This is a genomic window from Phenylobacterium sp., from assembly GCF_965284355.1.
Lineage (GTDB): Bacteria > Pseudomonadota > Alphaproteobacteria > Caulobacterales > Caulobacteraceae > Phenylobacterium.
The window spans coordinates 2,466,389-2,490,502 of the sequence record NZ_OZ260078.1 but is presented as its reverse complement, the minus strand read 5'-3'; the positions used below and the strand labels follow the sequence as shown (position 1 = coordinate 2,490,502).

At 69.4% G+C, this 24,114-nt stretch carries 18 protein-coding genes; 6 read left to right on the top strand and 12 right to left on the bottom strand.

Annotated features, from left to right (window positions below):
- Window positions 1-65: 65 nt before the first annotated feature.
- The 5 genes from dnaA to mutM all read right to left on the bottom strand — a co-directional run bounded on the left by dnaA (window position 66) and on the right by mutM (window position 4,906).
- On the bottom strand, window positions 66-1,535 hold the full coding sequence (gene dnaA, locus ACQ66R_RS12050) for a chromosomal replication initiator protein DnaA (protein ID WP_430422261.1): 1,470 nt from the start codon (window positions 1,533-1,535) through the stop codon (window positions 66-68).
- Window positions 1,536-1,984: 449 nt separating this feature from the next.
- Complete coding sequence (gene rpsT / locus ACQ66R_RS12045; RefSeq protein WP_293362720.1) at window positions 1,985-2,254, bottom strand: 30S ribosomal protein S20; 270 nt, start codon at window positions 2,252-2,254, stop codon at window positions 1,985-1,987.
- Between the two features lie 119 nt (window positions 2,255-2,373).
- Entirely contained in the window at window positions 2,374-3,153 is a 780-nt protein-coding gene (locus ACQ66R_RS12040) for an enoyl-CoA hydratase (protein ID WP_430422259.1), read from the bottom strand.
- A 29-nt stretch (window positions 3,154-3,182) separates the two neighbouring features.
- Window positions 3,183-4,043 carry a TraB/GumN family protein gene (locus ACQ66R_RS12035; protein ID WP_430422257.1) on the bottom strand — a complete coding sequence of 287 codons (861 nt, stop codon included), beginning with the start codon at window positions 4,041-4,043 and terminating at the stop codon, window positions 3,183-3,185.
- Window positions 4,043-4,906 carry a bifunctional DNA-formamidopyrimidine glycosylase/DNA-(apurinic or apyrimidinic site) lyase gene (mutM, locus tag ACQ66R_RS12030; protein ID WP_430422255.1) on the bottom strand — a complete coding sequence of 288 codons (864 nt, stop codon included), beginning with the start codon at window positions 4,904-4,906 and terminating at the stop codon, window positions 4,043-4,045. Before mutM ends, ACQ66R_RS12035 begins: the two co-directional genes overlap by 1 nt.
- A 62-nt stretch (window positions 4,907-4,968) precedes the next feature.
- On the opposite strand from mutM, the gene ACQ66R_RS12025 reads away from it, so the two are divergent.
- Entirely contained in the window at window positions 4,969-5,727 is a 759-nt protein-coding gene (locus ACQ66R_RS12025) for a class I SAM-dependent methyltransferase (RefSeq protein ID WP_430422253.1), read from the top strand.
- Window positions 5,728-5,734: 7 nt separating this feature from the next.
- Window positions 5,735-7,225: a 2-polyprenylphenol 6-hydroxylase gene (gene ubiB / locus ACQ66R_RS12020; protein WP_430422251.1), complete on the top strand. Its 1,491-nt coding sequence runs from the start codon at window positions 5,735-5,737 to the stop codon at window positions 7,223-7,225.
- Here the strand turns inward: ubiB and ACQ66R_RS12015 are convergent.
- The gene (locus ACQ66R_RS12015) at window positions 7,222-7,785 is read right to left on the bottom strand and encodes a hypothetical protein (RefSeq protein ID WP_430422249.1); all 564 of its coding nucleotides are present in this window, start codon (window positions 7,783-7,785) and stop codon (window positions 7,222-7,224) included. The genes ubiB and ACQ66R_RS12015 overlap by 4 nt on opposite strands.
- A gap of 113 nt (window positions 7,786-7,898) precedes the next feature.
- On the opposite strand from ACQ66R_RS12015, the gene coaBC reads away from it, so the two are divergent.
- The 3 genes from coaBC to ACQ66R_RS12000 all read left to right on the top strand — a co-directional run bounded on the left by coaBC (window position 7,899) and on the right by ACQ66R_RS12000 (window position 11,126).
- On the top strand, window positions 7,899-9,092 hold the full coding sequence (coaBC, locus tag ACQ66R_RS12010) for a bifunctional phosphopantothenoylcysteine decarboxylase/phosphopantothenate--cysteine ligase CoaBC (RefSeq protein ID WP_430422247.1): 1,194 nt from the start codon (window positions 7,899-7,901) through the stop codon (window positions 9,090-9,092).
- Complete coding sequence (gene dut, locus ACQ66R_RS12005; RefSeq protein ID WP_430422246.1) at window positions 9,093-9,548, top strand: dUTP diphosphatase; 456 nt, start codon at window positions 9,093-9,095, stop codon at window positions 9,546-9,548.
- A 252-nt stretch (window positions 9,549-9,800) separates the two neighbouring features.
- Window positions 9,801-11,126, top strand: a complete 1,326-nt coding sequence (locus ACQ66R_RS12000; protein WP_430422244.1) for an RsmB/NOP family class I SAM-dependent RNA methyltransferase — start codon at window positions 9,801-9,803, stop codon at window positions 11,124-11,126.
- A 92-nt stretch (window positions 11,127-11,218) separates the two neighbouring features.
- Here ACQ66R_RS12000 and ACQ66R_RS11995 read toward each other — a convergent pair whose 3' ends face one another.
- The 3 genes from ACQ66R_RS11995 to ACQ66R_RS11985 form a co-directional block, all read right to left on the bottom strand.
- On the bottom strand, window positions 11,219-14,671 hold the full coding sequence (locus tag ACQ66R_RS11995) for a hypothetical protein (protein ID WP_430422242.1): 3,453 nt from the start codon (window positions 14,669-14,671) through the stop codon (window positions 11,219-11,221).
- Window positions 14,672-15,380: 709 nt separating this feature from the next.
- Window positions 15,381-16,058, bottom strand: coding sequence for a response regulator transcription factor (locus tag ACQ66R_RS11990; protein ID WP_430422240.1), 678 nt, complete (start codon window positions 16,056-16,058; stop codon window positions 15,381-15,383).
- Entirely contained in the window at window positions 16,055-17,554 is a 1,500-nt protein-coding gene (locus tag ACQ66R_RS11985) for a sensor histidine kinase (RefSeq protein ID WP_430422238.1), read from the bottom strand. Before ACQ66R_RS11985 ends, ACQ66R_RS11990 begins: the two co-directional genes overlap by 4 nt.
- A gap of 144 nt (window positions 17,555-17,698) precedes the next feature.
- On the opposite strand from ACQ66R_RS11985, the gene ACQ66R_RS11980 reads away from it, so the two are divergent.
- Window positions 17,699-19,609: a potassium transporter Kup gene (locus tag ACQ66R_RS11980; protein WP_430422236.1), complete on the top strand. Its 1,911-nt coding sequence runs from the start codon at window positions 17,699-17,701 to the stop codon at window positions 19,607-19,609.
- A gap of 5 nt (window positions 19,610-19,614) precedes the next feature.
- Here ACQ66R_RS11980 and ACQ66R_RS11975 read toward each other — a convergent pair whose 3' ends face one another.
- From ACQ66R_RS11975 to dapB, 3 genes are all read right to left on the bottom strand, one after another.
- Window positions 19,615-21,543 carry a YgiQ family radical SAM protein gene (locus ACQ66R_RS11975; protein ID WP_430422234.1) on the bottom strand — a complete coding sequence of 643 codons (1,929 nt, stop codon included), beginning with the start codon at window positions 21,541-21,543 and terminating at the stop codon, window positions 19,615-19,617.
- A 310-nt stretch (window positions 21,544-21,853) separates the two neighbouring features.
- Window positions 21,854-23,293, bottom strand: coding sequence for an amidase family protein (locus ACQ66R_RS11970; protein WP_430422232.1), 1,440 nt, complete (start codon window positions 23,291-23,293; stop codon window positions 21,854-21,856).
- 1 nt (window position 23,294) lies between these two features.
- On the bottom strand, window positions 23,295-24,068 hold the full coding sequence (gene dapB, locus ACQ66R_RS11965; protein WP_430422230.1) for a 4-hydroxy-tetrahydrodipicolinate reductase: 774 nt from the start codon (window positions 24,066-24,068) through the stop codon (window positions 23,295-23,297).
- Window positions 24,069-24,114: the final 46 nt, after the last annotated feature.

Below are 24,114 nucleotides of genomic sequence, written 5' to 3'. Positions count from 1 at the left end.
TCCGCATAGACAAAGGGCCCGCGTCGCCGCGGGCCCCGTCGCCTCTACCAGCCCTCGCCGCCGCGTCAGCCGCGCAGCTTGCGCAGCAGGACGTCGACGTCCCGGGCGATAGCGGGGTCCTCGGCCTTCAGCGCCTCGATGCGGCGCACGGCGTGCAGGACGGTGGTGTGGTCGCGGCCGCCGAACCGCCGGCCGATGTCGGGCAGCGAACGGGTGGTGATCTGCTTGGCCAGCCACATGGCCACCTGCCGCGGGCGGGCGACCGCGCGGGCGCGGCGTTCCGAGATCAGGTCGGCCTGCTTCAGCGCATAGTGCTCGGCCACGACCTTCTGGATCATGTCCACGGTCACCTTGCGCTCGTTGACGCTCAGGTGCGGGCGCAGGATGGCCTGGGCCTCGTCCAGGGTCAGGCGGGCGATGTCGCCGCCCACGCGGGCCACCAGGGTGTTCAGGGCGCCTTCCAGCTCGCGCACGCTGTCGGTGAAGCGATCGGCCAGGAACTGAAGCACTTCGGCGCGCGCGGCCGGGACGAAGCCGCCCGCGATGGCCAGGGTGTTCAGCTTGCGCTCCAGGATGCCCAGGCGAAGCGTACGGTCGGCCGGCTCGATGCCGCAGACCAGGCCCGCCTGCAGGTGACTGCGCAGGCGCGGCTCCAGTTCGGAAAGCTCGGTGGGCGAGCGGTCGGCGGTGAGCACGACGCGGCGGCCGTCCTCGACCAGGGCGATGAGCGTGTGGAACAGCTCTTCCTGGGTCTGGGTCTTGCCCGCCACGAAGTGGACGTCGTCGATCAGCAGCAGGTCGGCGTTGCGCAACTCGTCCTTGAAGGCGGCGGTCTGGCGTGTCTGCAGGGCGTTGACGAACGTCGAAGTGAACCGTTCGGCCGAGAGATAGACCACCTTCTTGCCGTGGCCGGTCCGCATGGCCTCCCAGGCCAGCGCGTTCAGCAGGTGGGTCTTCCCGAAACCGTAGGGGCCATGGAAGACGACCGGGTTGAAGTGGCCGTCCGCCCATGACGCCACGCGGCGCGCCACGGCGAAGGCGAACTCATTGGCCGGGCCCGACACGAAGTTGTCGAACGAATACCGCTCCTGCAGGCCCTGGAGGCGACCCTGACGCGCCGCGACCGGCGCCACCGCCTCAACCTCGACCTCGAACACGTCTGCGGCCGGCGCAGCGGCGACGCGGGGGGCGGACGCCACGGCGGCGTTCGCGGCCACCGGTGCGGCCAGAACCGGCGCGGCGGCATACCCGTCCACTTCCATCCGCGACTTCAGATCCAGGCGGCGACCCAGCGGATCGTTCTGCGCCCAGAGTTCGCCGATCCGGCGCCACGCATTGTGGCGAATCCAGTCCCGGGCAACGCCCGTAGCGGCCACCACACAAACCTCATCACCGGACTCGCGCAGCGCCGCCTGGCCCAGCCACGACCCAAAGGTCGCGTCGCCCAGCTCACGCTTGAGAACCTGGCACGTCTTGCTCCACACGGCCATCGCCGGCGCGCCTGCCATAGCTCCCGCAACCCCCCCGCTCGTCATCCCTCGAAAACCTCATCGAACCACGGCCAACATGTCGAGGTCCCGAACCCCACGACACGACAAAACTCAACGCAAACAATCCCTTATCCGGCGAACGCGATACGCTTCGCCGCTGCCCCGGTTCAACCGGGATCAAAGGGTAAGAACCTGTAAGAGGGCTGACACTAATGGGGGCCGACGGGGGGTCAACGGGGATTCTTTTTCGGCGCAAGACATATTTGGATTGACTCCCAAGGGACCCTTTTCGGTCCAAGGGAAAGGCCGGAAAGCGGGTGTTGAGACTGAGAAAAAAGGTCGCAGGCGCTGCCGTTGCACGTCGTTTCACGCGCACAAAAAAGCAGCGTCCCGGAGGACGCTGCTGATCGTAATTCCTAGGGGCGAAGAGGGGGTGATCACACCCCCCCGATCCAACCGAATATCGGGAACCTTCGGTCCCCGGAGCCGGGCGCTTAGGCCGCCGACATCTTCTTCAGTTGGGCGGCCAGGCGCGAGACCTTCCGCGAGCCGGTGTTCTTGTGCACGACACCCTTGGTGACGGCGCGCATCAGTTCCGACTGAGCCTTCACGAAGGCGTCCTTGGCGACCGTCGCGTCGCCCGAAGCCACGGCTTCCTCGAACTTGCGGAGGAAGGTGCGCACGCGCGAGCGGCGGGCGGTGTTCACTTCGGTGCGACGGGCGATCTTACGGACCGCTTTCTTGGCGCCGGGCGTATTGGCCATTCGGGACTCTTCTTAAACGGGCAGCACCCGCCGGATGGCCGGCGGGCGAAATTGGAGGCGCGGATATACTGAAACGGGCGTCGGCGGTCAATCCGCTTTCCCGCCCCGCCGCGAGAGCGTCAGCTTCCCTTGAAGTCGGGCTTCCGCTTCTCGACGAAGGCGGCCATGCCTTCCTTCTGGTCGTCGAAGGCGAACAGCGAGTGGAACAGGCGCCGCTCCATGGTGACGCCGGTCGAGAGCGTGGTCTCGAAGGCCGCGTTCACCAGCTCCTTGTTCATGGCCACGGCCAGGGGCGACTGGCCCGCGATCTTGGCGGCGGCGGCCAACGCCTCGTCCAGCAGCTTGTCGGCGGGGACCACGCGGCTGACGAGGCCGGCGCGCTCGGCCTCGGCGGCGTCCATCATCCGGGCGGTCAGCACCATGTCCATGGCCTTGGCCTTGCCCACCGCGCGCGGCAGGCGTTGTGTGCCGCCGATGCCGGGCATGACGCCCAGATTGATCTCGGGCTGGCCGAACTTCGCCGTCTCGGACGCGATGATGAAGTCGCACAGCATGGCCAGCTCGCAGCCGCCGCCCAGGGCGAAGCCCGAGACCGCCGCGATGATCGGCTTGCGGAACTGCTCGATCCGCCGGGCCGCGCCGCCGAAGAAGTCCGAGGCGAACATCTGGGCGTAACTCTTGTCGGACATCTCCTTGATGTCGGCGCCGGCCGCAAACGCCCGCTCCGATCCCGTCAGCACCAGGCAGCGGACGCTGTCGTCGGCCTCGGCGGCGTACAGCACCGCCGCGAGCTCACCCAGAAGCTGGCTGTTCAGCGCATTCAGCGCCTCGGGCCGATTCAGGCGAACCAGGGTCACGCCCGCGCTGGGCGTTTCGACGATCAGGGTCTCGTAGGACATGGGCGCTCCGCTCTCCGCTCAGAGCGGACTTACGGTCCCATGACCGAATAGCCAAGCGCCCGCAGCCGGGCCGGGACGCCGTCGGGGCCGATCAGGTGGCCGACGCCGACGATGACGACCGTGCGGCCCCGGCCCTTCAGGCGCGCGTCCAGTTCGGTGGTCCAGCGGGCGTTGCGCTCGGTCACCAGCCGCCGGAACAGAGTCGGTGAGGCGGCGCGCAGGGGCGCCAGCGCCTCGCGATCCAAAACGGCGGGATCGCCGGCCATCCAGGCGCGGACCAGCTTGATGTAGCCGTCGGGGTCGGCCTCCAGATCGACCAGCGAGGCGTGGAGCGAGGCGATCTGGTCGGCCATGGGGGTCTGGTCGAAGAGGTCGATCTGCTCGGCCGGCGTCTCCAGCGCCCGGCGCCGGGCGCCGGCGGGGGCCGAAGCGTTCAGCACGGCTTCCACACCGTGGCTCGTCTCGGCGCCGGCCTTGGCGAACACCGCACCGGCCAGCGCCACTTCCGCCAGCCAGGGCTCGAGCCGCGCCAGATTGGCCGGGTCTGCGCCATAGGCCCGCGCCAGCCGCAGCAGCCGCTCGCTGTCGTCAGGCGGCAGCAGTTTGAAGAGGGACTGGTCTGGCGGCAGGATCCCCGAGGCCGCGGCCAGACGGCTCACGGCTTGGTCGGTGGCAGGCCCGACGGGCAACTCGAACCAGACGTCGTCGGCCCTCGCCAGCGCGCCGTCGAGGCGGGCCGGCCGCCAGTCCAGGCCCGGAGGCAGGATGTGGACCGAGCCGAACAGGACCATCTCGGAATCGGCGTCCTTCACCACCCACATCGGCGCCTCGGCCCGGGCGGGCAGCGCTATCGCGGCGATCAGTCCGGCGCAGGCCAGCAGGCGCAGCATCACGCCTGGCACACGGGGCAGTAGAAGGTAGACCGCCCGGCCTGGACCTTGCGGTCGATGAGGCCCTTACAGCCGTCGTTGCGGCAGGGCTGGCCCTCGCGGTCGTAGGTGCGGAAGCGATGCTGGAAATAGCCCAGGGCGCCGTCGGTCTGGGCGAAGTCCCGCAGGGTCGAGCCGCCGGCCTCGATCGCCTCGGCCAGCACGGCCTTGATCTCCGGGACCAGCTTCGCGAGCCGCAGACCGGAGATCTTGCCCGCCGGCTTGAAGGGCGAGATGCGGGCCCGGTTCAGCGCCTCGCACACATAGATGTTGCCCAGGCCCGCCACGACCCGCTGGTCCAGCAGCAGCGTCTTGGGGCCCTGCTTGCGGCCGGCGAAGGCGGTCTTCAGGCGGGCGGCGTCGAAGGCGTCGCTCAGCGGCTCGGGTCCCAGCCCCGCGAACCACGGGTGCAGATCGAACGTCGCGGTGTTGACGAGCGCCATGTAACCGAACCTGCGGGGATCATAGTAGGTGACCCGCGTCCCGGCCTCGGTCTCGAACACGATGTGGGCATGTTTAGGGTCGGGATCGGGCGCGTAGTGGAACTGGCCGGGCCGGATCATCCCCTCCGGACGCGAGATCTCGAACCGCCCGCTCATCCCCAGGTGCATCACCAGCGTGTCCTCGCGGTCGAGGCGGGCCAGCAGGTACTTCGCGCGGCGTTCCAGGCGCACGATGGTGGCGCCAGTCAGGAACTGGACGAAATTGGGCGGCAGCGGGAAGCGCAGGTCGGGCCGGCGCGTCTCGACCCGCATCAGCCGATGGCCTTCCAGGACGGGGGCAAGTCCGCCCCGGACGGTCTCGACTTCGGGAAGTTCAGGCATTGCCGTGTGAGGTGGCACGGGATCGCTGGCGCGCCAAGGGGTTGGACGCTAAAGACGCGGCCATGACGGGACCTTCCGCCACCTTCGGCTTCCGCGACGTCGACGCCTCCGAGAAGGCCGGGCTGGTGCGCGGCGTCTTCGACCGCGTGGCCAAGCGCTACGACCTGATGAACGACCTGATGAGCGCGGGTGTGCACCGGCTCTGGAAGGACGCGGCCGCTTCGCGGCTGAATCCGCAGCCCGGCGAGGTGATCGTCGACTGCGCGGGCGGCACCGGCGACATGGCGCGCCGCTACGTGAAGATGGTCCGCCGCGCTCAGGAGCGCCGCGGCGGGGCCGACGCCACCATCTTCGTCGTCGACTATAACGCCGAGATGATCTCCGCCGGGATCGAGCGGGGGGTGATGCCCGAGCTGGTCTGGGCAGTGGGCGATGCGCAGCGGCTGCCGCTGCCCGACGCCAGCACCGACGCCTATTCGATCAGCTTCGGGATCCGGAACGTGACCGACATCTCGGCGGCGCTGCGTGAGGCGCGCCGCGTGCTGAAGCCGGGCGGGCGGTTCCTGTGCCTGGAATTCTCGCGCCCCACGACCGAGGCGCTGCGGGCGGCGTACGACGCCTATTCGTTCAAGGTGATCCCCGAGATCGGGGCGCGCGTCGCCAACGACCGCGAGAGCTATCAGTACCTTGTGGAAAGCATCCGCCGATTCCCCGACCAGAAGACGTTCGCGAGAATGATCACCGAGGCGGGCTTCAGTCAGGTGGGCTTCACCAACTATTCCGGCGGCGTCGCGGCGCTGCACACCGGGCGGGCGATCTGAGACGCTGATGGCCTCGCTGGGCGCCTTCATGCGGCTGGTCGGCGCCGGGTGGACGCTGGTCCGCAACGACGCCCTGCTGCCGCGCGAGCTGGACGGCTACTATTCCCCGGCGGTGCGGGGTCTCGCCAACACGCTGCGCGCCTTCGCCAACCGCAAGGATGGGCGGCCGGGCGAGCGGCTGGCCCGGTCGCTGGAAGGCCTGGGTCCGGTCGCCATCAAGCTGGGGCAGTTCCTCTCCACCCGCTCCGACATCTTTGGTCGCGTCTTCGCCGAGGACATGGGCCGGCTGAAGGACCGTCTGCCGCCGTTCCCGACCAGCCAGGCCCGCGCCCTGGTGGCGGACGGCCTGGGGCGGCCGCTGGACGCGCTGTTCGCCGAGTTCGGCGAACCCGTCGGGGCGGCGTCCCTGGCCCAGGCGCATGACGCCCGGCTGCACGACGGCCGGCGCGTGGCGGTCAAGGTGCTGCGGCCGGGGATCGAGCTGCGCGTCGCCGCCGACTCGGCGGTGCTGGCGCTGGCCGCGCGGCTCCTCGAGCGCTGGGCGATGCCGGTGCGGCGGCTGGAACCCGTCGCCTTCGCCAACACCGTGATCCGCGCGACCGAGCTTGAGTTGGATCTGAGGCTGGAGGCCGCCGGCGCCGACGAGATGGTCGAGGTGATGGCCAAGGACGGCTACATGGACGCCCCCAAGGTCGTCTGGCCGGGCGTCGGCAAGCGCGTGCTGACCATGGAATGGGTCGCCGGCCTGTCCCTCTCGAATGACGCGGCGCTGGAGCAGCCGGGGCTGGACCGCAAGGCGCTGGCCGACAACCTGACCCGCGCCTTCCTGGCCCAGGCGCTGGATCACGGCGTGTTCCACGCCGACCTGCACGAGGGGAACCTGTTCTGCTCGGCGCCGGCGCGGCTCCACGCGGTCGACTTTGGCATCATAGGACGCCTGGGCGCGCCCGAGCGCCGCTACCTGGCCGAGATCCTCTGGGGCTTCCTGAACCGCGACTACGCCCGGGTGGCCCAGGTTCACTTCGACGCCGGTTACGTGCCCGCCCACCACAGCGTCCAGGCGTTCGCCCAGGCGCTGCGAGCGGTGGGCGAGCCCGTGTTCGGGCGCCAGGCGGACGCGGTCTATATGAGCCGGGTCCTGACCCAGCTGTTCGAGATCACCGCCCTCTACGACATGCACCTGCGCCCCGAACTGGTGCTGCTGCAGAAGACCATGGTCACGGTCGAAGGCGTCGCCCGCCGCATCGATCCCGAACATAACATCTGGGCCGCCGCCGAGCCGGTCGTCCGCCGCTGGATCTCCCGGGAGCTGTCGCCCCTCACCCGGGTGAAGCAGCTGGCCGGCGAGGCCGAGACCGCGCTCCGCAACATCGCCCGCATGACCCAGCCGCAGACGGTGGTCGTCGCCGAGCCCGCCGGACGGTCCAACGCGCTGTTGTGGTTCGCCATCGGCGCGGTGACGTCGGGCGCGGCGTTCCTGCTGGGTCGACTGCTCTAGGCGTCGTCGCCGTCGCGGTTGCGGCGGGTGGCCTGGCGCCTGGCTTCGCGGGCCTTCTGTTCTTCCCAGTAGGCCATGCCCTCGTCCGGCTTGAACATGGTGCGTGGCGCGCCCGCCTTGCTGCGGACGGCGAAGACGTTGGCCTTGGGATCGTACAGCAGGACGTCGCCGTTGGCGCGGGTCAGCGTCAGTGTGCCGCGCGGGGGGCTCTGGACGAAGTCGTGCGCCTTCTCGACGAACTCATCGACATTGTCGGCGCCGAAGGCGCGGCCGTTGCGGGCGAAGGCGCGCTGGGCGTTCTCGTCGGCGGAGTAGCGGCGGCTGGCTGACCACATCGGCTTGCCTTCGACCAGCTTCACCGGGTCGTCGCGATGGTCCTCGCGAGGAGCGCGGTCGCCGTAGGACCCGTCCGAAGTTGAAGTTTGCGTCCCGGGGGTGGCGTCTTCGGCCATCTGGGTTCCGGCGGCCTGTTTGGGCGCGACGGCGGAGGGGCCGTTGTCGCAGGCGCTCAGCGCCAGGGCGGCGCCGGCCAGCAGCAGCACAATCTTGGAGTTTAGCATCTCTTGCCCCATCTCATGGTCGAGCTGGAACAAAGAATGAACACAGGTTCCCGGGTTTGTCGAGTCCCCGCCAATGACCTAAATCGGAGCCCTGTTCGAAGGGATGCCCAGCCTTGGCCGAGAAGCGTGTTCTCCTGATCGTCGGTGGCGGCATCGCGGCCTACAAGGCCCTCGAGCTCACCCGGCTGCTGCGCAAGGCCGGGGTCGGCGTGCGGCCGATCCTTACCAAGGCGGGCGCCGAGTTCGTCACGCCGCTCAGCCTGTCGGCGCTCAGCGAGGACAAGGTCTACACCGAGCTCTTCAGCCTGACCGACGAAGCCGAGATGGGCCACATCGAGCTCAGCCGCTCGGCCGACCTGGTGGTGGTGGCGCCGGCCACGGCCGACCTGATGGCCAAGGCGGCGAACGGCCTGGCGGGCGACCTGGCCTCGACCACGCTGCTGGCCACCGACAAGCCGGTGCTGATGGCGCCGGCCATGAACGTGCGGATGTGGGAGCACGCCGCCACCCAGCGGAACCTGAAGCAGCTGAAGGCCGACGGGGTCCTGTTCGTGGGCCCGGACGAGGGCGCGATGGCCTGCGGCGAGTTCGGCCCGGGCCGGATGGCCGAGCCGCCGGCGATCCTCGAGGCGATCCTGACCGCCCTGGCCGGACCCGGCGCGCGGCCGCTGGCGGGCAGGCGGGCGGTGATTACGGCCGGCCCCACCGCCGAGCCGATCGACCCGGTCCGGCTGCTCACCAACCGTTCGTCCGGCAAGCAGGGCTATGCGATCGCGAGCGCCCTGGCGGCCCTGGGCGCCGAGGTGACCCTGGTCAGCGGCCCCACGGCGCTGCCGGCCCCGGCCGGGGTGACGCGGGTCGATGTGGAGACCGCGCGCGACATGCTGGCGGCCTGCGAGGCGGCGCTGCCCGCCGACATCGCCGTCTGCGTGGCGGCGGTGGCCGACTGGCGGCCCGAGACGGTGGGCGCCGGCAAGATCAAGAAGCAGAACGGCGCCGGCCCGCCCGCCATCAGCCTGGTGGAGAACCCCGACATCCTGGCGACGCTGTCGAAGCACGCGCAGCGGCCGAAGCTGGTGGTGGGCTTCGCGGCCGAGACCGACAGCGTCGAAGCCCACGCCAGCGACAAGCTGGCCCGCAAGGGCTGCGACTGGATCGTCGCCAACGACGTCAGCATCGAGGGCACGATGGGCGGCGACCAGAACGCCGTGGCCATAGTCTCCAAGGGGGGAATCGAGCGATGGGACCGCATGGCCAAGGGCGACGTCGCCCGCCGGCTGGCCGCCCGCATCGCCGAGGAATTCTGAGTGTCGCCCACCGTCCCGATCACGCGCCTGCCCCACGGCCACGACATCCCGCTGCCGGCCTATGAGACCGCCCAGGCGGCGGGCATGGACCTGCGGGCCGCGGTGCCGGACGACGAGCCCCTGGTGCTGCATCCGGGCGACCGGTTCGCGGTGCCGACCGGGCTGGCCTTCGCCCTGCCGCCGGGGTTCGAGGGCCAGGTGCGGCCGCGCTCGGGGCTGGCCTTCAAGAACGGCGTCACCTGCCTGAACTCGCCCGGCACCATCGACGCCGACTATCGCGGCGAGGTGAAGGTGATCCTGATCAACCACGGCGCCGAGGCCTTCACGATCCGCAGAGGCGACCGCATCGGCCAGCTGGTGATCGCCCCCGTGGTGCAGGCGCAATGGGCCGAGGTGGAGAGCCTGGACGAAACCGCCCGCGGCGCCGGCGGCTTCGGCTCCACCGGCCGCAGCTGACCGCGCGAATCTGTCAGCCGCGATGGCGCGTCAGCGCCGTTGGAATTGAACCACGAAATACACGAAATACACGAAATACACGAACGGGTCGGCGTGGGCTGAGGTGTGGGCGGTCTCTCCGGCGCTTTCGTGTATTTCGTGTATTTCGTGGTTTCAGATGACAGCGCCTGCGGCGCGTCGGGGTGGGCGCCTGTTGATGTCGGGCGGAATGGGGCGCATTAGCCCGCGTCCCGCCCTCCAGGACGTCTTTCCGTGAACCCCGCCGCCCGCCTGCAAGCCGCGCTCGAACTGATCGAAGAGGTCGAGGCCGACGCGCGGCCGGCCGATGCGGTGGTCTCGGCCTGGTTCAAGAGCCGGCGCGACCTGAACGACCAGGATTTCGGCGAGCTGTCCGAGGTGCTGTACGCGGTGCTGCGCAGCCAGGCCCGGCTGACCTGGCATCTGGCGAAGCAGCGCCGCGCGCCCACGGCCCGCAACCGCCTGCTGGCCTGGCTCGCGCTGAGCGAGGGCAAGACGCGCGAGCAGGTCGAGCGGCTGTTCAACGGCGGACGGTTCGCGGCGGCGGCCCTCACCGAGGGCGAGGCCACCCTGCTGACGCGGCTGCAGGGCGGAACGCTCGACCATCCCGAGATGTCCGAGGCGGTGCTGGGCGAGTGCCCCGAGTGGGCGTGGGGGCCGCTGCAGGCCCGCTTCGGCGACGCGTTCGCCCGCGAGATGGCGGCGATGCTGCGCGCGCCCTCGCTGGACCTGCGGGTCAATCCGCACAAGACCACGCGCGAGGCCGTGCTGGAGGCCCTGCGCCGCATCGGCTTCGAGGCCCAGGCCTGCCGCAGGGCGCCTTATGGCGTCCGCCTGCCCCGAAAGCTGTCGCTGGCCCGCCTGCCGATGCTGAAGACCGGCGAGGTCGAGATCCAGGACGAGGGCTCGCAGCTGGTGGCGATGCTGGTGGGCGCGCAGCCGGGCGAACGGGTGGTGGATTTCTGCGCCGGCGCCGGGGGCAAGACGCTGGCGATCGCCTCACAGATGGCGAACAAGGGCGTGGTCATCGCCTGCGACGTCTCGGAGCCGCGGCTGAAGCGGGCGGTGCAGCGCTTCCGCGGCGCGGGCCTGCACAACATCCAGACGCGGCTGCTGACCAGCGAGCGCGACAAATGGGTCAAGCGCCACAAGGGCGGCTTCGACCGCGTGCTGATCGACGCGCCGTGCAGCGGGACGGGGACGTGGCGGCGCAACCCGGATGCGCGCTGGCGGACGGAAGACGCCGGGTTCGAGACCCTGCTGCCGCTGCAGGCGTCCATCCTCGACAGCGCGGCGCGACTGGTGAAACCCGGCGGCCGGCTGGTCTACGCGACGTGCTCGCTGCTGGCGGAGGAGAACGAGGCGCAGGTGGAGGCCTTCCTGGCGGGGCATCCGGAGTTCCGGGTGGTTCCGCTGAGCGAGGTCGCGCCGCAGATCACGGACTCGGCGCATGCGGAGTACCTGTCGCTGACACCCGCGCGGCATGAGACGGATGGGTTCTTCGCGGCGGTGATGGTGCGGGGGGTGGGGGAGGGTGAGCGGGGCTTAGGCGGTCGCTGAGGGGCGGGTCGTGACTCGTTGGCGACGTTGGGACGGTCCGTTCTCGGTGCTCCGTCGGAGCCAGTTGCAGCGAAGGACAGGCGTTATCGGAGCTAGTCTTCTGGGGCGTCGGTTGGCGCTTCCGGTCGGACCGGGGAAGCACTGTGCCGTTCAACAATGGTGAAGTGAATGATGGTGCCGACGCGCCAAGTCACACTCTGAGAGAAGCGCAGCTTGACTTGGCTCTCCGACGGATTGTCGTCGTCAACGAACTCAAAATCGACGACTTCACCATTTGGACCGACAGGAGCGTAGTCGAGAGTTTCCGCGAGCAGGGGACAAAACAGCAAGGCGTCACGGTCATCGTTCCACTGGTAGACATCGATACCGTTGAGCGTGCCGACGTAGGCCAAGCCGCCGCCGCCGCCGAGATTGTCCTTTCGCTCGATGAGGAAGTCATCCAGCCCCTGGCCTGGAATCTCCCAGGCCGCCATTCCGACCGGCTCGCCGAGATGACGAGGAACCAGAGCTACCCGCGGTTCGGCCACCCGTTGCGCATGCTCCACGATGACACGCCAGAAGTCTTCGACTCTTCCTGTGTCGCCAATCTCAGCCTCTTCACGTGGCTGATGGCGGAAAGATCTCCAGAAATAGCCAGCGAGGCCATCCCTAAGAGCCTCTGTGATCAAGCCGTCCAACTCATCTCGATCGAGCGCGGACATCGGCGGCCGGAAGTACGCCCCCTTGTCGATGCGACCGAATGTGAACTCCTGAACCTCTTCCTGCTGCTTGGCCAACCGGATCGGGATATCTCGAAAGACCACGAGCTTCGGTCCTTCGCGCAGGACCGCTTCTGACATGCGCCGACGCAAATGGGCGACAGCTTCGGGGTCCAGTTCTGCGGCCCTGAGCTTCGCGAGTTCCTTCTCGCGCAAGGCCTCGGCGACCGAGGTCAATATGGCGCGGAGTGCGCTACTTGCACTGCCAACATCAATCTCAGCGCCGAAAGCGCGGGTTGCTCGCTCAAAGGCCGGATCGGGAGTCTGACCAACTTCGTTCGCGAGTCGCTGGAAGTACCGGATCGCATTTCTGAGCGCGTCGGGCTGCGCCAGTGATCCGCCGTCGTCGGCTAGGGATGCGACTTCTGTGATGAGCTTCTCGTGGTCCGTCGGAAGATCGGCAGCCATGATTGCGAAGAGGGCGCGCTTGATGGTGTCGACGCCCTCAACACCCCAGCCGGAATAGACCCGCCCCGGTACCATGCGTGAACTCGCCACGCTGCCGAGCTGCCTGACCAGATCATCAAGGCCGATGCCATACCGGCCGGAGCCGACGCTTGGCTCAAGTGAGTTTCGAAGGAGCAGGTCGAATGCCGCGCGGAAAGGCGCATAGGGCGCGCTGGTTCTGGCGGTAAGGTCCGAGCCCTCGTCAAGTGTCTCTCGACGCATCAATCGTACGGCCGCGCGGGCACCAATATCTGTCGCCTGTTGTTCGTCCGCATACCAGGACAGCGTCAAAGCCGCGACAATCGTCACTACGTCGCGATGGGTGGTACGAAGCACCTCGCCGAAGATCGAAGGTGGTGTCGCTCGCTCGGCTTGCTGAAATCTCAGCGTAGGCTTCGCATACTCAACCGCTTCGCCCCAAGTTGCGGCAAGCAGACTCGGAACAAGCAGATAGGTGCGATAGAAAGCGTAGTCGCGCCCTAGCTCTTCGTAGAGGGGGCTGCACCAACGAAGCAGGTGATCGCGGAACCGCTGTTCGCCCGGGTCATCCTCATTCCAGACCGCCGATGTCAGGAAGTACGCGCTCGCCTTCAAGTGAGCGAGCAGGATTGGCCACGCCGCGCCGTAGTGTCGCCACTGCTCCTCGGCCGACTTCTTCTTCAGCTTTCTAAGCCCGGTCGATTGGATAATGGCGTTCTGAAACGCCTCCCAGGCTCCTACAAGCTGGATGAGGACCGCCTCATAGGCACGCGCGTCGGAACCCGCTAGGCGGGCGGTAGTGTCGCCTAGTGGATTGTACGACGGCTGGGTGTTTTTGGTCACCCAAGCCTCCAGCGCAATCACTTGAAACGCCCCAAGATCGACCAGGGCGATGATCGGCCGCTGCGAGAAGGTCGTCGCGTCGGCCGGGAGCAAGCGATAGGGGAGATACGCGAGCCGCTCCATGAAGTCAGTGTTCACACTTAACTTTTCGGCCGCTGCGTCGTAAGCGCGTCGATAGGCCCGCACCCACTCCTCATCCGGGCGCGACCACAGCCCCCCAACCTCTGCCAAGTTGATTACGTTGCCGCCCTCATCACGGGTGTTTTGGGCGGCAAGTATGAACTTGTGGAAGCGAGTTGCTTCTTCGTAGGCCGCGTTGAAGCTCGTGACCGCCGCCTTGTCGATCTGGGCCACCATCTTGTCGATGAGGCCCTCGAGGAAATCGCTCGTCGTCGGAAGATCGTCATCGCGTCGATTGGCTTTCCGGAATCGAAGCGAATGCTTGATCAGGAAGCGTTCCCAGCGGCGAAGCGGAACACCTCCATTGCGCTCAAGGAGAACCATGTGGTCCGCAGCGTGGCCGGGTGCTGCCGACACTGCGAGTTCGCCATTCCATCTGAGACTGCCGAACATCCGCTCCCTCCGTTCCCCCTGCTTCTGCGTCCGCTTCCGCCAGGATCGAATGGCCACAGCCAGTGGCGAAAGCCACACGTCTGCGAGGACATGCGGGCGATCAAACTCGCGCTGGATTTCCGTTGTCGCGTCGTCGTCATCAATCAGGCCATGTCCAAATGACACGGAGGGTCCTTCGGCAAGTGCCGCTCCTCCAAAGACGTTGCTTGGAGCGTTCGAATAGAGTGCCCGAAACAGGCGCGTCCTGAGATCACGAGGGATCACTAGGTTTGCGGCGTAGCGTTCGCGCATGTGTTCGCGCGCGCCAGGTTCGACGAACCGCAGCGTGGTCGTCGTGAATTGCAGGAATAGCAGAACGTTGAAGGCGAACCACGCGGCATGAACGGCTGTGAGGACCAAGGCAGGTGTGAGATTTGCGCCCCCGTAGCCGAGTTGATGAAGGAGTAGTTCGGCTGGCCAGAACAGCTGGACCGTTAGAACGAGCAGCAAGGCGACAGAGCTTGTCGTTAACTCGTAGGAAAAGGACTCCACATAGTAGAGCCTGACGTCAGACTTGACTGTGGCGCTCTGCTCCCCCTGGGACAGCAGAGTCACGACAGCGACAGCCACAGAGACGATTGCAAGAATGCCGACCTGGGCCGCGAGAAGATAGCTGCCTACATCGGTGAGGAAATCGCCAACCTTGTCGGCGGACGCTGTCTCCGGAATGTCAGCGCAGACTTTGTAAGCGACAATCTCAGCTGCCATGACCGACGAAGCGATGGCGAAGTATACCGCCAGCATGGCGGGCATCGTGCGATCAACGAGCCAGCCCCGAACCAAGCGGTGCCAGTAGCTATGCCGCTCCCTGCGGATGATCTCGTTGTCCTTGTAGAGCTCGCGAACTTCCTCCTCGACGCGCTTTGACAAGCTGCCGAGGAAGCCTCGACCCAATCCCTTGGCCATGAGCCGCCCCCCGTTCCCCGTTAGTGATAAGGCGACACATCCCTGGGGTTGCCAAGGTGGGCCCTGCATCGCGCCAGGCCACATCTAGCCAAAGTCCACTTCCCGGCCCGGTCTCAATGTCTCCTCCTGGCGCATTGCAGGGATCAGGGTGGGGTCGTCGTTCTGAGCCATTCAAGCCATGGACGGAGTTTGCCTTGGGGCAGAGCCGCTTCGCCTCGGCCCTTCGCTTGCGCTCCGGGCGTTCGTTGCTGCGATCAGTCCTCCGGACTGATCGCTCGGGCTGGCGCCCGACCGCGCCTCACCTCAAGGACGGCCCGCAGGGCCGCCGCGGGGCGGCGACGCCGGAGGCGTCGTCCTTGACACGGCTCTGCCCCAAGGCTCGCATCGACCATGGATTTCAGGGCGGGCTGTATCCCGGTTGGGGGATGTGGGCGCTGACGGCGCGCGGGGCGGCGAGGTTACGGCGCCACGACGGGGGAGCTGCGGTTGAGGCGCTTTGCCGGCCGCCTGCCCCCTCCACCAGTCGCTCTCCGCTGCGCTCGGCGACTGGTCCCCCTCCCGCCGCTTCGCGGGGGAGGTAAAGAGGGGGCGATCGGGTCCAACGCGGAGCTTGCGGCGATCGCCGCGCCGCCCTCTCCCGGCCTCTCCCACAGCGCTTCGCGCTTGGGAGAGGAGCTCCAATCACGTTCTTCGGGTGGCGGTTCGCCGGCTACGGCTGGGCGGTGAGGCGGTAGCCGACGCCGGGGACGGACGTGATCCGCTCTGCGCCCAGCTTGTGGCGGAGCTGGCCGATGTAGACCCTCAGGTACTGGACGTCGGCGCTCTCGCTGCCCCACACCGCGCGCAGCAGGTCGGCGCGGCGAACCGGGCGGTCCAACTGGAGGGCGAGTTCACACAGCAGGTCGTATTCTTTGGGCGACAGGCTGACGGGATGTCCGGTCCGGGTCACCGTGCGCATCCCCATGTCGATGACGAGGTCGCCCGCCGTCACGACGGGCTCGGCGCCGCGGGCCTGGACGCCGTGCCTCAGGGCGGCCCGGAGTCTCGCCAGCAGTTCGTCGACGCCGAAGGGTTTGGCGACGTAGTCGTCCGCGCCCAGGTCCAGCGCCTCGACCTTCACCGCCTCCGCATCCCGCGCCGAGAGCACCACGATGGGCGTCGCGCCCCGCGCGCGCAGGTCGCGGATGACGGTCAGACCGTCGCGATCGGGCAGACCCAGGTCCAGCAGGATCACATCCGGCGCGTAGTGGTTGAACCAGCGCAGGCCCTCGGCCGCGGTGCGGGCCGACACGGGCCGATAGCCGGCCGCCTTGAGCGTCGCCGTCAGCGCATTGTTGAGGTGCGCGTCGTCCTCGATCACCAGCACGGTCGCCGGATCGCCGGTCATGGGGCGGGCGCCGTCAGCCGGACGGCGGCGCCGCCGTCCTCGCGGTTTCGGGCCGTCGCGTCGCCGCCCATGGCGCGAAGGAAGGCGCGGGCCAGCGCCAGGCCCAGACCCGTGCCGGGCGCACGGCCGTCGCCGGCCTCGCCGCGGACGAAGCGCGCGAACATCGCCTCGGGATCGGCCCCGAGACCTGGGCCACGGTCGGTCACCTCGACCCAGCCCTCGTCATCCGCGCGGCCCCCGGCGATCTCGATGTCGCCCTCGGGGGCGTACTTGGCCGCATTGGCGAGCACATTCGCCAGGGCCGTTTCGAACAGCGCCGGATCGACCCGCAACGCCACGCCCGGGGTCACGCGGTTGATCACGGGGCGTCCCCGCAGCACGCCGGCCGCCCGCGTCAGGGCCCCCGCCACCAGGTCGGCGGCGTCGCAGGTCTCGCGACGGTCGCCCAGGGCCCCGGATTCGACCCGGTTCATGTCGAGCAGATTGTCCACCATCCCGGCCAACCGGGAGGTCTCGGCCTCGGCGCCGGCCAGCAGCTCGGCACGGGCCTGGTCGTCATGCCGGCCGCCGAACCGCTGCAGGCTCTGTAGGGTGAAGAGGATGGTCGAGAGCGGCGTCCGGAGATCGTGGGAGACCGCGGCCACCAGGTCGCCCTTCAGTTGCTCGCCGGCGACCGCGACCTGGTTCTCCATCGCCTGTGCGGCATAGGCCTCGCGATCGAGCGCCACGCCCAGGTAGCCCAGCACCGTCTCCACCAGGCGCTCGGGCTGGAGCGGCCGCCCGGCGTCGAGCCGCGACAGCGCGACGCCCAGAACCGCCTGCCGCCGCAGGGGCGTCTTCAGGGGCCAGAAGTCGAAGCTGGACTCGCCCACGGGATAGGCGCCGCCGCGCGTGGCCAGACCCGCCGCCGCCGCCCAGCGCGCCGCGTCCAGGTCGGCCGGCGCGAGCGCTTCGCCATCCGAGGCGCCGCCCTTCAGCTCGTCGCCGTCGACGAGGAGGACGCAGGCCCGCGTGCGGAACATCCGGGCCAGGGCGTCGGCGCAACGGCGCGCCAGGCCCTCGGGACTGCGCTCGGCCATGAGGTCGCGGGCCAGCTCCCGCACCGCCGCGGCCCGGTCGGCCGCCTCGACCGCCTCCTGGGTCCGGCGCCGGGCCTGCGCCGCAACCGCGCTGACCGCGACCGCGACCAGGAGCAGGAGCACCAGGGCCAGCACGTCGCCCGAGTCGGTGACCCTGAGCGTGTGGCGCGGCTCCAGGAGGAAGAAGTTGTACGCCAGCACCCCCAGGCCCGCGGCGCTCAAGGCCGGTCCGGCTCCGAAGCGGATCGCGCTCAGCACGACGGGCAGGACGAACAGCAGCGACAGGTTCGGAACCCGCACGGCCGCCTCGAGCCACAGCGCGAGCGCCGTGGCGGCGGCGACGAGACCGGCGGCGACGGCATAGCCGAGACCGGGGCTGGGGGTTCGCGCGGGTTGCGTTGCGACGGCAAGGCTCATGGCCAGGCCCCTTCAGGACTTCGCCCTCAGAAATGCGATCCGGGGGCCCGGCTGCAAGCGCTTCCGACGTTCCCGCCCCACAACCACATGGGATCTTTATGTGGCCCGGCGCGAGAAGGCGGCTCCGCTCACACTGAGGGCTCCATGTCCGCCATCACCGCCCCCGACGAGACGCCGGCCGCGCCGCCCCGCCTCAAGACCTTCCTCGCTCTCGCGCTCGGCTCGGCGGGCGTGGTCTACGGGGATATCGGGACCAGCCCGCTCTACGCCTTCAAGGAATCCATTTCGCATCTGCGCGGCCCCGGCGGCGCGCTTGCGGCCGCCGACGTGACCGGCGTCGTCTCGCTGATGTTCTGGGCGCTGATGGTGATCGTCACGCTGAAGTACGTGCTGATCCTGATGCGTTTCGACAATCGCGGCGAAGGCGGGACGCTGTCGCTGATGGCCCTGGTCCAGCGCGCCGGAGGCCGTGGCGCCGGTCTGGTCATGCTGATCGGCATGCTGGGCGCCGGGCTCTTCCTCGGCGACGCGATGCTGACGCCGGCGGTCTCGGTGCTGTCGGCGGTGGAGGGTCTTCGCATCATCGACGGACTTTCCGGCCGCATCGACCCCTTCATCGTTCCGATCGCGCTGGCCGTCATCGCCGCCCTCTTCGCCGTGCAGCGGCGCGGGACGGGCGGGGTGGGGCGGTGGTTCGGCCCCGTCTGCGTCGTGTGGTTCGTGGTGCTGGCGGTCCTCGGCGTCAGGTCCATCGTCGAGGCGCCGGAGATCCTCTGGGCGTTCGATCCCTTGCGGGGCCTCGACGTGCTGCGCCGCCACCCCGGCCTGGCCGCGCTGATCCTGGGCTCGGTGTTCCTCACCGTGACGGGCGCCGAGGCGCTGTACGCCGACATGGGCCACTTCGGGCGCAAGCCGATCAACGCGACCTGGTTCGCGCTCGTCTTTCCCTGCCTGACGCTCAACTACCTCGGCCAGGGCGCGCTGGTGCTGACCGACGCCGAGGCCGCCGAGAGCCCGTTCTTCCTGCTGGCGCCGGACTGGTTCCAGCTGCCGCTCGTGGCGCTGGCGACCGCCGCCACCGTCATCGCCAGCCAGGCCGTGATCTCGGGCGCCTTCTCGCTGACCCAGCAGGCGGTCCAGCTCGGACTGCTGCCGCGCCTGACGCTCAGGCCCACGTCCGAGCAGCACGCGGGCCAGATTTATGCGCCGCAGGTCAACTGGATCCTGCTCCTGGGCGTCAGCGCCCTGGTGCTCGGCTTCGGGTCGTCCAGCGGACTGGCCAGCGCTTATGGCATCTCGGTGGTCGGCGCGATGATCACCTCGTCGATCCTCGCCGTCGTCGCGATCCACCGGCTGCACAAGCGGTCGATCCTGGTGTCGCTGCTGGTGTTCCTGCCGTTCCTGCTGGTCGAGGCCGGGTTCCTCGCCGCGAACCTGATGAAGGTTGCGCATGGCGGGTACGTGCCCCTGCTGATGGCCGCCGGGCTGATTTTCATCATGTGGACGTGGACGCGCGGCCGCGCCCGCCTCGCGCGCGCCGAACAGAGCGACCTGGACGTCGCCGACGTGGCGGCGATGCTCAAGGACCGTCCGCCGATGCGGGCGAGAGGGACCGCGGTCTTCCTGGCCGCCGATCCGGGCAAGGTCCCGAGTTCGCTGCTGCACAACCTCAAGCACAACCAGGTCCTTCATGAACGGGTGGTCCTGCTGACGGTGAAGACCGTCCGGCGCCCGCGGGTCGCTGACGCCGATCGGGTGGAGATCCACGACCCCGCGCCCGGCTTCACCGCGCTGACTCTCACCTTCGGCTACATGGAGACGCCGGACGTGACGCGGGGGCTGGCGCTGGCCCGCGCCCGGGGGCTGAAGTTCGACATCATGAAGACGTCGTTCTTCGTCAGCCGGCGCAGCCTCGTCCTTCGCCCGCGCACGGGCCTGGCCCAGCTCCAGGACCGGCTCTTCGCCTACCTGCTACGCAACTCGGAGCGCGCCGCCGACTACTTCCGCGTGCCGCCCTCGCGGGTCGTCGAACTGGGGGCGCAGGTCTCGATCTAGGGCGTTCAGCCCTTCAGCGGGACGCCCTTGGTGGTGAACTTGGTCCCCGGGTGGCGGTTTGGGCGGCGGGGGCCGTTTCCGCCGCCGGGCTGGTGCGCCGGGATGAGCTGGTCGGGCCGCGGGCCGATGAGGTCGGCGCGGCCCATGGCGCGCAGGGCCTCGCGCAGGATCGGCCAGTTCTCGGGGTCGTGGTAGCGCAGGAAGGCCTTGTGGAGGCGGCGCTGGCGCAGGCCCTTCACCACTTCGACCTTCTCGCTGGCGCCGTGGCGCACGCCCTTCAGCGGGTTCACGCCCGAGTGGTACATGGCGGTGGCGGTGGCCATGGGCGAGGGCAGGAACGTCTGCACCTGGTCGGCGCGGAAGCCGTTCTTCTTCAGCCAGATCGCGAGGTTCATCATGTCCTCGTCGGTCGTGCCCGGGTGGGCGGCGATGAAGTAGGGGATCAGGTGGTACTTCTTGCCCGCCTTCTTGGCCGCGGCGTCGAACATCGCCTTGAACCGGTCGTAGCTGCCGATCCCCGGCTTCATCATCTTGTCGAGCGGGCCGTCCTCGGTGTGCTCGGGGGCGATCTTGAGCAGGCCGCCGACGTGGTGGGTGACCAGCTCCTCGACGTATTCCGGGCTGGTGACGGCCAGGTCGTAGCGCACGCCCGAGGCCACCAGCGCCTTCTTGACCCCCTTCACCTCGCGGACCTTGCGGTAGAGGCGGATGAGGTCGTCGTGGCTGGTGTTGAGGTTGGGGCAGATGTCGGGGAAGACGCAGGACGGAAGGCGGCAGGCCTTCTCGATCTTGGGGTCCTTGCAGGCCATCCGGTACATGTTGGCGGTGGGCCCGCCGATGTCTGAGATCACGCCGGTGAAGCCCGGGGTCTTGTCGCGGATCTGCTCGATCTCCTGGAGGATCGAGGCCTCGGAGCGGCTCTGGATGATGCGGCCCTCGTGCTCGGTGATCGAGCAGAAGGTGCAGCCGCCGAAACAGCCGCGCATGATCGTCACCGAGAACCGGATCATGTCCCAGGCGGGGATCTTGGCGTCGCCGTACGACGGGTGCGGGGCCCGCGCGTAGGGCAGGTCGTAGACCGCGTCCATCTCCTGGGTGGAGAGCGGGATCGGCGGCGGGTTCAGCCAGATGTCGCGGTCGCCGTGGCGCTGGACGAGGGGACGGGCGTTGCCGGGATTGCTCTCACGGTGCAGCACGCGGGAGGCCCGCGCATAGGCCTCGGAGTCGGCCTCGACCTGTTCGTAGGACGGCAGGCGGATGACCACGTCGCCGGGCTTGCGGGCCGCGCCTTCGTCGGAGGAGTCGAGGTCGTCGGCCGGCAGTTCGGCGTAGTGCTCGGGGACCTTGCGGAAGAGGGCGACGCCGCGGACGTCGGCCAGGTCGCGCGGGGACTCGCCGGCGGCCAGCCGGTTGGCCACCTCGATCACCGCGCGCTCGGCGTTGCCGTAGAGCAGCAGGTCGGCCTTGGCGTCAGCGAGCACCGAGCGGCGGATCTTCTCGGACCAGTAGTCGAAGTGGGCGATGCGGCGCAGCGACGCCTCGATGCCGCCCAGGATGATGGGGACGTCCTTGTAGGCCTCGCGGCAGCGCTGCGAATAGACCAGCGTGCAGCGGTCGGGCCGCTTCCCGCCCTCGCCGCCGGGGGTGTAGGCGTCGTCGCTGCGGATCCGGCGGTCGGCCGTGTAGCGGTTGACCATCGAGTCCATGTTGCCGCCGGTGACGCCGAAGAAGACGCGGGGGCGGCCAAGCGCCTTGAAGGGCTCGGCGGACTGCCAGTCGGGCTGGGCGATGATGCCGACGCGGTGGCCCTGGGCCTCGAGCAGGCGGCCGATGATGGCCATGCCGAAACTGGGGTGGTCGACATAGGCGTCGCCGGTCACCAGGACGATGTCGCAGGCGTCCCAGCCCAGGATGTCCATCTCGGCCCGGCTCATGGGCAGGAACGGCGCGGGCGGACGCGTCCGGTGGGAAGTCCCGGAAATCAGGGGGGTTTCGGGAGGAACTTCCATCGTGGCCGACGGATAGGCGCTAGGCGCCCGGAACACAACCGACGAGGCGCCGCAGTTTGGGTCTCACGCCGACGCCGCTGGTGCTTCGGGCGCCGCTATCTGGAACCACGAAGTACACGAAATACACAAAAAGGAGGCGAGCCCGCCCGGCAGCCTGAGGACCCCCGGCGCTTTCGTGTATTTCGTGGTTCGAACCTTAAGGCGCGGCGCGCCAACGCGGCTGAGGGGGTCGAGTCTAGAGCGGCGGGGCGATGTAGCCGCGGACGTTCTCGTCGATGGCCTGGGCGATGGCGAGGGTCTTGGCGTCGCCGGCGATCGGGCCGATGAGCTGGGCGCCGACCGGCAGACCCGACGCCGTCAGCCCGGCGGGCACCGCCGTCGCAGGAAGGTGCAGGGCGGTGGCGGGCGCGATCCAGGTCAGCATCGTGTTGTACGAGATCGGCTTGCCGGCCGAGAGCTTCAGCTCGCGGCGCGGGAACGGGCGCTTGTCGTGCGGGAAGGCCGGGACCGGCGCGATGGGCGCCAGGATCGCGTCCCAGTCGCCCAGGGCCTCGACCATCTCGTGGCGCAGGCGCGCGCGCACGGCGTCGGCGGCCAGCCACTCGCGGTGGCGGGCGGTGTAGGCCATGGCGAGGGCGGCGTTGGACAGGGGACCGGCGCCGCGCTTGAGCGCGCCCTTGGCGAAGAACCGCAGCCGCTCCATGCCGCGGATGAAGCGGGGCGGCATGTCCTCGCCCAGCACGCCGCCCAGCAGCGTCTGGTAGGCGAACAGCAGCGCGCGCATGTCGATCGGGCTGGGGATCAGCTCGACCGTGGCGCCGGCGGCGCGCAGTTCGTTCGCGAAGGCTTCCAGGGTGGCGCGGACCTCGGGGTCGAGCGGGCACTCGGGGTCGTCGAGCCAGAGGCCGATCTTCGTCGTCTTGAGGTCGGCGGGCGGGGCCTTGGGGGCCAGCGGGCCGTCCTCGAGGATCGAGAGCAACAGGCGCAGGTCGCGGGCCGAGCGGGCCATGGGGCCGACGACGTTGAGGTCGCGCTCGGCGAACGAGCCCGGGTGCGGCGGGACGTGACCGCGTTGCGAGACCATGCCCCAGGTGGGCTTGTGGCTGAAGACGCCGCAGAAGGCCGCGGGAACGCGCAGCGAGCCGCCGATGTCGGAGCCGATCTCCAGCGGGGTGACCCGTGCAGCCAGGGCGGCCGCCGCGCCGCCGGACGAGCCGCCGGACGTGCGGGTGGGATCCCACGGGTTGTTGGTGGCGCCGTAGAGCGGGTTGGCCGACTGCCAGTCGCCGGCCATGACCGGCACGTTGGTCTTGCCCCAGATCACCGCGCCGGCGTGGCGGGCGTGGGAGACGGCCAGGGCGTCCTCCGTCTGGCGGCGGCGCAGGTGGGCCAGGCCGGACGAGGCGGCCATGCCGGCCACGTCGAAGGTGTCCTTGACCGTCATCGGCAGGCCCGACAGAGGGCCCAGGGTCTCGCCGCGAACGCGGGCGTCGTCCAGGGCGCGGGCCCGTTCCAGGGCGCGCCCGGGGTCGGCGGCGACCACGGCGTTGAGCGTGGCGTGCGTCTCGGCGTGGCGGGCCAGCGAGGCCTTCAACAGCTCGACCGCCGAGATGCGCTTCTCCCGGAGCGCCACCAGCTGAGCGGTGGCGTCCTGGTCCAGGACGTCGCGCGCCATCTCAGGCGTCCTTCATGCCGAGCACGTCCTGCATGTCGTAAAGGCCGGCGGGCCTGCCCGCGACCCAGCGGGCGGCGGCGACGGCGCCTCTGGCGAACAGGCCGCGGTCGCGGCCCGAATGGCTGAGGGTGAGGATCTCTTCCTCGCCGGCGAAGATGACGCTGTGCTCGCCGACGATGCCGCCGCCACGCACCACCGAGAAGCCGATCTCGCCGACGGGCCGCGCGCCGGTGATGCCGTCGCGGGCGCGGCGCTCCACCTGGCTGAGCTCTACGCCGCGGCCCTTCGCGGCCGCCTCGCCCAGCATGAAGGCGGTGCCCGAGGGCGCGTCGACCTTGTGGCGGTGGTGGGCCTCGAAGACCTCGATGTCGAAGAGGTCGGCCGGCAGCGCGCGGGCCGCCTGGGCCACCAGCCCCATCAGCAGGTTCACACCCAGCGAGTAGTTGCCGGCGAAGACGATGGGATTGTGCGCGGCGGCCGCAGCGATGGCGGCGCGCTGTTCGTCGGTCGCGCCGGTGGCGCCGATCACCAGGGCCACGGGCTTGCCGGCGGCCTGGGCGGCGAGGGCCACCGAGGCGGCCGGCGTGGTGAAGTCGATGACCACCTGGGCGGCGTCCAGCGCCTCGGCCGCCGAGACCAGACCGTCGCCGTCCGCGCCGGGGCGGTCGAAGCGGGCGACCAGGGCCAGCGCGGGATCGGCGCGGACCGTCTTCTCGACGGCCTGCCCCATGCGGCCCAGCGCGCCGGCGACGGCGATGCGGATCGGGTCGGACAAGGCGGCGGTCTCCAGCGTGCTGCGCTTAGGTCGCGCGTGGCGAAGG